The sequence below is a fragment of the Paracidovorax sp. MALMAid1276 genome, assembly GCF_049198005.1.
GTDB lineage: Bacteria > Pseudomonadota > Gammaproteobacteria > Burkholderiales > Burkholderiaceae_C > Acidovorax.
Genome location: NZ_JBMIRS010000024.1, coordinates 1 through 9,004, shown reverse-complemented (window position 1 = coordinate 9,004; position 9,004 = coordinate 1). Strand labels below are relative to the sequence as shown.

Here is a 9,004-nt window from a genome sequence, read left to right as displayed (position 1 = left end):
TGTCCTGGCAAGACGTCAACCGGGAAACGACGGTGGGGAGTATTTCAGCAGCCTGCTAGGTGGTGAAGGCCATCGTGAAGCCGCCATAGACCAATGCCAAGCCAGATGACAGGTTTCAGTTTGAGCACCACCGGAACTTTGTGGCGGACCGATTGGGACAACGGGCGAGAACGCCTTATTTAAACTTGGGACGGGTTTAATGGACGCAGTGGATAAATAGCCGCAACGTAGATATCAAGTTCATAATTTATAAATCGAAACGGAGCAAACAATTGACAAACCAACACCCGGGCATGCTGCCAGGCTTGCGATTGGATGGATTTGGGCCAAAAGAACGAGAAATCGCTGGCAATTTAGCCACAGTCTGGTTTGTTGCTCATGCAGGCATATTTCAAGCCTCCAGATCTGCGAATTATCCTTACATTTTTTTGAAACCCACTCACGATCTTCGCGAAAAATTTAATTTTCGCAGCGATATTTTGTGCATTTTTCATCCATATCCAGATATCGATTCTAGACTAATGGCCGCTGCAGAAAAAATAATCAGCGATGACCCAATGCGACTAGATCGACTCTGCGTTATTTTAGTCACAAATGCCAAATCCATTTCCAAGCACGATTTTCCAGTGGCTGCGGAAAGCGACCCCAGACTATACATCCCATTTAAATACTCAGATTTATCGGGCGGGGCAGGTGGAAAGCTCGATTTAACAACAAGCGCACTGGAAAAAAATCTATACACCACCGACCTCTTCGCGATTTCTTCAGCCCTTCAAACAGATCGGTATTTTTTCGGTCGAAAGAATGAGCTACAAGCACTGGTTCGCAAATATCAAGCAGGCGAAAATTCCACGATATTCGGATTGCGTCGAATAGGAAAAACATCTCTTCTCTGGGCGTTGGTTCGGGAGCTAAAACATCTAGGTGCACCAGTTGCTTTCATTGATTGTTCCGACACCAGATATCACAGAGCAAAGTGGAACAAAGCACTTTTCCGGATCAAAGAGCAATTATGCGTTGCGGGTGGTCTGCACAATTTCGGAAATCCCGAATCTAAATATTCAGAACAAGATGCATCAATATGCTTCAGCGAAGATCTAAAAGAGATAAAAAAACGAACAGGCAAACCAGCCTTGTTGATCTTTGATGAGATTGAAAATCTTTGTTTCGAGCTTTCACCAAGCACAGATTGGCGAGATGGATCAGAATTTCTTCCATTTTGGCAAACCATTCGCTCAACCTTTCAACAGAATCCAAATCTTATTAGTTTTCTATTGTGCGGAGTTAATCCACAGATCTTGGAGCGCTCTAGGCTGGCCAACGGAGTTGACAATCCTCTGTACGAGTACATAAAGCCAACATACCTTGGCTTTTTTGATGTTGATGATGTCAGGACGATGCTCACCAGCATCGGTGGATATATGGGGGTCAGCTTCGACACCGAAGTTTTCACCTATTTAACAGATGACTTCGGTGGACATCCATTTTTAATTCGACATGCATGTGGTCACATGTGGAAAGCTCTTTCGTCTGCATTGCTTCCACGAAAGATACATATTAGAAAACAGACCTACACGACTCAACGCGCAGAAATCAGCACGCACACTCAGAGTTACATTAATTTAATTCTCGAAGTTTTAACCGAAAAATACCCCGAAGAATACGCACTACTGCAGCACATCGCCGCAGGCGAGCATCAAAAAATTGACCACTTTTTGCAAGAAAATCCAACGCTACTCAATCATTTAAACGGGTATGGATTAATAAGCAAAGATGGTGGGTCATATTTTTTTAGAATTAATGCAGTAGAAAATTCAATAAAACAAGAAGCTCGTGGATTAATTTGCCCAGATTCAATTGAAGAACGATGGGCGAGTCTCAGCAAAGAAAGAAATTCATTCGAACATTCGCTCAGAGACCTAGTACGACGGACACTAAAGTTAGCTTTTGGCTCAACTATTGGAAAGCAAAAAATTATTGAATCCATGACAAAACAAAGCCAACGCGAAAAAGCAAACAACTTACCTTTTGATGATATTTTCAAAGGTGAATTATATTTTCTGAATCTCAAAGATGCAATTATAAAAAATTGGGATATATTCAAGTTTGCATTCAATGAAGACAAAGGACGATTCAACTCTTCAATGGATGTTTCCAATAAATATCGTGCAGATGCACACGCTAAAACAATCACGAAAGACCAATTTCGCGAGGTGATGCCCAAGCTCGTATGGCTATCGAACTCCCTTCACGAAAATACTTAGCCGCTTACTGAGTTGATACGTCACCAACACGCGATCTTGAGCCAGACGGTGGGCGCCGCGCATTTGAGATACAAACACCTCCATGCCTCACCCCCAGCCTCTTTCACCCACCTTCGCCCAAGTACCGCCCGGCCCACTGGCAGGCCCCTTGCAGTTGCTGCCCATGAACACCACCGCCGTCTCCGTCCACACCGCCGATGGCGCGCATGTGGGCACGCTCAAGCTGATCGGCGGCGTGTGGAAGTTCAAGGCCATGGGCTATGACGCCGCTGGGGGCATGGAGCCCGGCCATGGCCCGCTGACAGATCGGCACAACATGGCGTTTGCGGCGCTGGATGCGGCGGAAGTGAGTGCCCGGTTGCTGGGCTCCACCGGCAGCACGTCGTAAAAATTGCGCCCCGCGCGCCAAGCAAACGCTCGACGCAGGCCGCTTACCGCTCGCCCAGCGACGTGATCGCCAACACCCTGCTCGCCACCATGTCCATCACCGGCTTGGTATTGCCCTGCTTGTCGGTCCACACCTTGGGGCTCAGCGCGCCTGCCAGCGAGATGGCGTCGCCATCCTGCAAGGCCCGCAGCGCGGCGCAGGCCTCGGGCGCAAAGGCGATCACGTTGACGAGCACGGGCTCGCCATCGCCGCCGGCGGCCCGCACCTTGGCCACCGCAAATTGCGTGGCGTTCTTGCCGTCGCGCATCTCAGCCTCGCCCACCAGCCTGCCGGCTACCAGGCCCTCAATCACGTCGATTCCTTGTCACATCGATTCCTTGGGTTTTCATGTCGTGCCATGCCGACACCGCCCCGGAGCCTAATCGATAGGTGCGGCTCTGCGGCACGCCAGGGCGGTTTGAATGGCCCTCGCGGTGCCCGGCATCGCTCGGGCATGGCCAAGCCCACGCGGTAGCAAACAGGGTGGTGTGACTGCAAACGCTATGCTATTCATAGCTGCCAGCGCTTACCCATCAAGCGCTGAAGGCATTTTTCTTTCAATCTTTCCCGGCGTACACTCGTCCGCCATGGGCTCTCTCTTCAATGTCTCGCTGGTGGCGCTGGCCATGCTGGCGTTTGCAGGCAATTCCATTCTCTGCCGCCTCGCGCTCAAGGGCGGGGCCATCGACGCTGCCAGTTTCACCAGCATCCGGCTGGTGTCCGGCGCCATCACGCTGGCGGCCATCGTGTGGCTGCAGCACGGGCGCGGTGCGCAGCAGCCGGGGCGTGCCAAAGGGCTGGCCGCGCTGCCGGGCGATGGCTGGTCGGCGCTGGCGCTGTTCATCTATGCGGCCGGGTTTTCGTTTGCCTACCTCAGCATGACGGCGGCCACGGGCGCGCTGCTGCTGTTTGGCGCGGTGCAGGCCACCATGATCGCCTGGGGGCTGTACCAGGGCGAGCGCTTGCGTCCCCTGCAGCTGGGCGGCTTTGCACTGGCAGTGGTAGGGCTCACGGTGCTGATGCTGCCGGGCCTGTCCACGCCGGGTTGGCTGGGGTCGCTGGCCATGTTGGGGGCGGGCGTGGCCTGGGGCGCGTATTCGCTGCGGGGGCGGCGCATGGCGGGTTTTGGCAACGCCACCGCCGACCCCACGGCGGTGACGGCAGGCAACTTTGTGCGCACCGTGCCGCTCGCGCTGTTGCTGAGCGCGGTGCTGCTGCCGCAGTGGCAGGCCAGCACCAGCGGCATGCTGTATGCCGTGGCCTCGGGTGCGCTGACCTCAGGCGTGGGCTATGCCGTGTGGTACCGGGTGCTGCCCGCGCTGCAGGCCACCCATGCCGCCACCGTGCAGCTCAGCGTGCCGGTGATCACTGCCGTGGGCGGCGTTGCGCTGCTGGGCGAGCCCGCCACCTGGCCCATGGTGGTGTCGGCCTGCGCCATCATGGGGGGCATTGCGCTGGTGATCTGGAACAAGCGCTGACTGCACTCAGCCTCCCCCGTCGGCGCTCGCTGTGGGCGCGTCCGTCAGTGCTGCGCATGTGTCACGACAAACTCCACCCCCGCACACACCGCCGCCACCTGCGCCTCGATGCACTGATCGGGTGTGGCGCGCGGGCTGTCGGGGTAGACCTCGGTGGTGGTGGTGTAGCGCGCGCCGGTGATGCCCGCGCACAGCCCCAGCGGCTTCAACGCATAGCGGATCACGCCTGGTGCCACCACGGGTGAGCCGATGATTTCGTTCCTGTCATCCGCAGGCGCAATGTGCGTGACGCGGCCCACGGCGTCGATGATGGCCTGCTGGAAGGCGGGCTGGGGGTTGTCGGTGTCGTCCACCAGGTAGAACCCGTCGGGGATGCTGCCGGGCTCGAACACCTTGCCGTCGCGCGCGGCCACGGCGGGGCGGTATTCGGATTCGTCGGTGTCGGTGGTTTCGTGCAGGTCGATGTGGGCGGTGAACGGGCCATACTGGCCCTGGTGCTGCGCCACCAGCCGCATGAGGGCCAGAGATTCTTGCGCGGGCGAGGCTTCGCGGAACGAGCGGTTGGGGTCGATCGCGTCGAAGTTCCAGCGCTGAAACCGCTCGTAGGCCCAGGGGCTGACGCAGGGCACCACCAGCACGTTGGCGCGGCCGGCATAGCGCTCGGCATGCGCGCTGGCAAAGCGCAGCGCGCCGTGCACGCCGCTGGTTTCGTAGCCATGCACGCCGCCGGTGACCAGCACGCTGGGCAGGCCCGGCTGCCAGGGGTGGCTGCGCAGGGCGCGCAGCGGAAAGCGCTCTGCCGGGTGGTGCGCGTCGGCATACACGACGTCGCCATACAGCTCCACATCCCAGCGCCCGCGCAACGCCTCGACGGCGCGCAGCACGTCGTCGGCATAACTGCGCTGGCGCACCTGGCGGGCGCGCCACTGGTCGCGCTCTGCGGCGCCCCAGGGTTGGCCGGGTGTGCCGATGGGGTAAATGGCGGTGGTCTGCATGGTGCGTGGGATGTGAGCGGGTGAAGCCGGGGCATTGGATGACATTGCCGTGCGTCTTGCAGGCGGGGCCAGGCCGCGCGGCGTTCATAGAATACAGCGATGCCTTCTCCCCTGCTGCGGCCCTTGCGGCCCGTGACTTCGGCCCTGCTGCTGTTGCTGCTCTGCGCGGTGGCCCAGGGCCAAACACCGACTCCCTCCCAGCCCCCCGCGGCCACGGCCCCCGCCGTGCGGCCTGCGGGATCGGATCCGTCTGACGGCAACCGCCCTCCCAATGAATCCACCAGCGGGGCCGCCACCGGGGCCACGCCGGCAGCGCCTGAGGCCGCCGCCCCGCTCTCGCGCGACGCGCGGCGCATTTACGAGCTCTCGCGCGACAAGCTGGTGCAGATCCGCACGCTGCTGCGCAATGCGGGCACCCAGGCGTCGATCGGCTCGGGCTTTTTTGTGTCGGCCGACGGGCTGATCGTCACCAACTTTCATGTGGCCAGCCAGCTGGCGCTGGAGCCCGAGCGCTACCGGGGTGTGTACGTGACGATGGAAGGGCAGGAAGGCGAGGTGGAGCTGCTGGCCTTTGACGTGCAGCACGACCTGGCCGTGCTGCGCGCCAAGGGGCGCACGGCGGCCGCGCCCGTGCTGACGCTGCGGCCTGCGGCCGATGTGCTGGCGCAGGGCGAGCGCATCTACTCACTGGGCAACCCGCTCGACATCGGCTTTGCCGTGACCGAGGGCACCTACAACGGGCTAGTGCGGCGCAGCTTTTACCCGCGCATCTTCTTTGGCGGCACGCTCAACCCCGGCATGAGCGGCGGCCCGGCGGTGGACGACGCGGGCCGCGTGCTGGGCGTGAACGTGGCCAAGCGCATGGATGGCGAACAGGTGAGCTTTTTGATCCCGGCCGAATTCGCGCAGGCCCTGGTGCAGCGCGCGGCCAACGCAAAACCCATCACCCAGGCGGCCCACGGCGAGGTGGCACGGCAGCTGACCGAGCACCAGCAGCGGCTCACCGACCGCCTGATGCAGGCCCCGCTGCGCGAGCAACGCCACGGCAGCTACCGCGTGCCGGTGCCCGACGACGCGCTGGCGCGCTGCTGGGGCTCGGGGCGCGACCCGTCCTTTCCCGGCCTGAACCTGGAGCGCACGCAGTGCCGCGTCGACAGCGACGTGGTGGCCGGCGACTTCAACACCGGCGCCGTGCGCCTGTCTTACGAGGCCTACAACGCGCCCACGCTGGGCCCGGCGCGGTTTGCGCGCATGTATTCGCAAAGTTTTGCCAACGAGAACCTGCCCCTGCGCGGCAACCGCCACCAGACGGCGGCCGAATGCACCGAGCGCTTTGTGGACCCGGGCAGCCTGCCGCTGCGCGCCGTGGTGTGCCTGTCGGCCTACCGCAAGCTGGCGGGCCTGTACAACATGACGGTGCTGGTGACCTCGGTCAACCAGCTCACGCAGGGCGTGCTGGGCCGCCTGGACGTGCAGGGCGTTGCGTTTGACAACAGCATGAAGCTGGCCGGCCACTACCTCAAGGCCTTCCGCTGGGAGGCCGCGCCATGAACAACAGCCCCACCACCCTGGGCCTGATCGAAGCCTTTGACCGCCACGGCGCCCTGCTGGCGCGCGCGCCCGTCACGCGCTGGCCCATCACCGTGGGCCGCGCGCTCGACTGCGACCTGGTGCTGGACGACCCCCACGTGGCCCCGCGCCACCTGCGCATTGACCGCACGGTGGGTGAGCCCCGCACGGTGCGCGTGGACGTGCTGGAAACCCGCAACGGCGCGCGCCTGCAGCGCAAGCGCCATGCGCAGGGCGACCAGTTCGACTGGCCCGACGGCACGCCCATCGACCTGGGCCAGACCCACATCACGCTGCGGCTGGCCGACACGCCGATTGCCGACGAGCAGGCGCTGCCGGAGTTTCCGTGGCGCATGCTGGGCGCCACCCTGGGCCTGGCGGGCGGGGTGGTGGCGGCGGCGCTGGTGTCGGCGTGGCTCGAAACCCGCGACACCGCGCAGTATGTGAAGGCGCTGCCCAGCGTGGTGCTGATGCTGATGGTGGTGCTGACCGCATGGTCGGGGGTGTGGGCGGGGGCCAGCAAGATGTTTGCCGGGCGCCTGCACTTCTGGCGCCATGTGCGCATTGCCTGCGCCGCCGTGCTGGGGGTGGACGCCGTGACCCTGCTGGCGCACCTGGCAGCGTTTGCCTTTTCGCTGGAGGTGTTTGCGAAGTTCTCGCACGTGCTGGTGGCGCTGGTGCTGGCCGGGGCGCTGTATGCCCACCTGGCCACCGTGCTGCCCCGGCGCCGCAAAGGCCTGGCATGGTCTGTGGCCTTGGTGGTGGCCGTGGCCGTGCCGCTGTGGCTGGGCGCGCAGTGGATGAACTCCATGCGCCTGTCCAAGACCCTGTACATGAGCAGCCTGTTCCCGCCCAGCCTGCGCGTGGTCCCCGCCGCGCCGGTCGACCAGCTGCTGCAAGACGCCGAGGCGCTGCGCGGCAAGCTGGACCGGCGCCTCAAGGGTGATGGCTTGTCGGACGAGGAAGACGCGGAGGAGTGACAGAAACGCGGGAGCTTCTGCCGCGATCTGCTCCTGTTTCTACGAAGAAATAGCAAAGCTTGTCACCGAAGGAAAGGCTTTGATTGCTGCAAGCTTGTTGAGCAAATCCATCAGTTGGCTTGGCATGGCTGGTGCCCGCGAGCTTGTTCAAGTCATCTATGAACACCAGCGCTCGTCTGGAGCACGCGAGTGATGCCTAACCCTTCTATATGGACTCCCCCACAACAGCAAGAGCCTGATCGATTGGAGCCCAGTGGGCAAAACACCTGCAGTCGTATATCCGGCATCTGAAGTGGGATCGTGAATGTCCCGTGCCGACATGGAATCTGCCTCACCGCGTCGCCACACGTTGCAAGCGGCAGGCAATCTGCCGGAAGAGTTATCGGCGTAGTGCGGTGGGGGAGGAACCCGGTTGCACGCAATGGCGGGCTACAGCGCCCCACATGCCCCGCCGCAAGCCCCACCACCACGTCTACGTGGTCGAACTCTCCAAGGACGTGCTTCTGGAGCCGCGCTTTCGCAAATGCAACCCCGGCTACATCGACGGCAAGCCCTGCGTGTATGTGGGCATGACGGGGCTGGACCCGGATGTGCGTTTTGACAAGCACAAGGCCGGGATCCAGGCCAACCGGTTCGTGACGCAATACGGCCTCTGGCTGCTGCCCGACCTGTACGAAGGATTCAACCCCATGGGCTATGAGGAGGCGGTGGACCGCGAGATCGAGATCGGCATCGACCTGAGGTCGGCGGGGTTTGGGGTGTGGCAGGCCTGAGGCCGCGCTACAGTCGCGGTCCGCGAACATCGCAATTCGCTCACTTTTCAATAGCTACCAGCGCTTATCCATAAAGCGCTGAGCGCCATTTTTATTCAAATTTTTCTTGCCACATGACCACCATGAACTTTGCAGATCGCCTGAAACAGCTCCCCTCCACCGGCCACCTCGCCGCCCTGCATCTGCTGGGCGCTGAGGGCCAGACGCTGGCCACCATCGAGAACAAACCCGGGCAGACCGGGTCGCTGGTGGTGTATGCCGCGCTGGCGACTCTGTATAGCGGCCGCATCACCCCGGCAGCGGCCAGCCTGGGGCTGGAGTGGTATGCCGAGCACGTGGCCGATGCGCAGGCCTTCCCCGGCAAGCACCCCAACATCGACCGGCTGCTGGGCTGGGCGCAGGGCACCGACAGCTTTGCCGTGCGCACCGTGGCGGTCTAAGGCAACGCTGAACAAGTCCCTCGCGCGCCGCGCATCCCCGCTTTGGGCGGCCTGCCGCGTTGCAAATGCTCGCAATAG

Annotated in this window: 9 protein-coding genes; 7 read left to right on the top strand and 2 right to left on the bottom strand. The window is 61.4% G+C overall.

Annotated features, from left to right (window positions below; translation table 11 throughout):
- Nucleotides 1-272: 272 nt before the first annotated feature.
- Nucleotides 273-2,264, top strand: a complete 1,992-nt coding sequence (locus ACOQFS_RS00840) for an ATP-binding protein (RefSeq protein ID WP_421561092.1) — start codon at nucleotides 273-275, stop codon at nucleotides 2,262-2,264.
- Between the two features lie 163 nt (nucleotides 2,265-2,427).
- Nucleotides 2,428-2,652: a hypothetical protein gene (locus ACOQFS_RS00835; protein ID WP_421561091.1), complete on the top strand. Its 225-nt coding sequence runs from the start codon at nucleotides 2,428-2,430 to the stop codon at nucleotides 2,650-2,652.
- 43 nt (nucleotides 2,653-2,695) lie between these two features.
- Here ACOQFS_RS00835 and ACOQFS_RS00830 read toward each other — a convergent pair whose 3' ends face one another.
- Nucleotides 2,696-3,004, bottom strand: a complete 309-nt coding sequence (locus ACOQFS_RS00830; RefSeq protein WP_421561090.1) for a single-stranded DNA-binding protein — start codon at nucleotides 3,002-3,004, stop codon at nucleotides 2,696-2,698.
- A 274-nt stretch (nucleotides 3,005-3,278) separates the two neighbouring features.
- Here ACOQFS_RS00830 and ACOQFS_RS00825 point away from each other — a divergent pair, with 274 nt between their 5' ends.
- Nucleotides 3,279-4,169 carry a DMT family transporter gene (locus tag ACOQFS_RS00825; protein WP_421561089.1) on the top strand — a complete coding sequence of 297 codons (891 nt, stop codon included), beginning with the start codon at nucleotides 3,279-3,281 and terminating at the stop codon, nucleotides 4,167-4,169.
- A 44-nt stretch (nucleotides 4,170-4,213) separates the two neighbouring features.
- On the opposite strand, the gene ACOQFS_RS00820 is transcribed toward ACOQFS_RS00825, so the two are convergent.
- The gene (locus tag ACOQFS_RS00820) at nucleotides 4,214-5,164 is read right to left on the bottom strand and encodes a M14 family metallopeptidase (protein WP_421561088.1); all 951 of its coding nucleotides are present in this window, start codon (nucleotides 5,162-5,164) and stop codon (nucleotides 4,214-4,216) included.
- Nucleotides 5,165-5,263: 99 nt separating this feature from the next.
- On the opposite strand from ACOQFS_RS00820, the gene ACOQFS_RS00815 reads away from it, so the two are divergent.
- The 4 genes from ACOQFS_RS00815 (at nucleotide 5,264) to ACOQFS_RS00800 (ending at nucleotide 8,926) form a co-directional block, all read left to right on the top strand.
- Nucleotides 5,264-6,715, top strand: a complete 1,452-nt coding sequence (locus ACOQFS_RS00815; protein WP_421561087.1) for a S1 family peptidase — start codon at nucleotides 5,264-5,266, stop codon at nucleotides 6,713-6,715.
- Entirely contained in the window at nucleotides 6,712-7,713 is a 1,002-nt protein-coding gene (locus ACOQFS_RS00810) for an FHA domain-containing protein (RefSeq protein WP_421561086.1), read from the top strand. Before ACOQFS_RS00815 ends, ACOQFS_RS00810 begins: the two co-directional genes overlap by 4 nt.
- 443 nt (nucleotides 7,714-8,156) lie before the next feature.
- The gene (locus ACOQFS_RS00805) at nucleotides 8,157-8,486 is read left to right on the top strand and encodes a hypothetical protein (protein ID WP_421561085.1); all 330 of its coding nucleotides are present in this window, start codon (nucleotides 8,157-8,159) and stop codon (nucleotides 8,484-8,486) included.
- 122 nt (nucleotides 8,487-8,608) lie between these two features.
- A complete protein-coding gene (locus ACOQFS_RS00800; protein ID WP_421561084.1) occupies nucleotides 8,609-8,926 on the top strand; it encodes a DUF2322 family protein in 318 nt (105 codons plus the stop codon).
- Nucleotides 8,927-9,004: the final 78 nt, after the last annotated feature.

What these genes read in the sequence shown, in the direction of transcription:
- ACOQFS_RS00835 (WP_421561091.1), top strand. Translation starts at nt 2,428, where the DNA reads ATGAACACCACCGCCGTCTCCGTCCACACCGCCGATGGCGCGCATGTG.
- ACOQFS_RS00825 (WP_421561089.1), top strand. Translation starts at nt 3,279, where the DNA reads ATGGGCTCTCTCTTCAATGTCTCGCTGGTGGCGCTGGCCATGCTGGCG.
- ACOQFS_RS00820 (WP_421561088.1), bottom strand. Translation starts at nt 5,164, where the DNA reads ATGCAGACCACCGCCATTTACCCCATCGGCACACCCGGCCAACCCTGG.
- ACOQFS_RS00815 (WP_421561087.1), top strand. Translation starts at nt 5,264, where the DNA reads ATGCCTTCTCCCCTGCTGCGGCCCTTGCGGCCCGTGACTTCGGCCCTG.
- ACOQFS_RS00810 (WP_421561086.1), top strand. Translation starts at nt 6,712, where the DNA reads ATGAACAACAGCCCCACCACCCTGGGCCTGATCGAAGCCTTTGACCGC.
- ACOQFS_RS00805 (WP_421561085.1), top strand. Translation starts at nt 8,157, where the DNA reads ATGCCCCGCCGCAAGCCCCACCACCACGTCTACGTGGTCGAACTCTCC.
- ACOQFS_RS00800 (WP_421561084.1), top strand. Translation starts at nt 8,609, where the DNA reads ATGAACTTTGCAGATCGCCTGAAACAGCTCCCCTCCACCGGCCACCTC.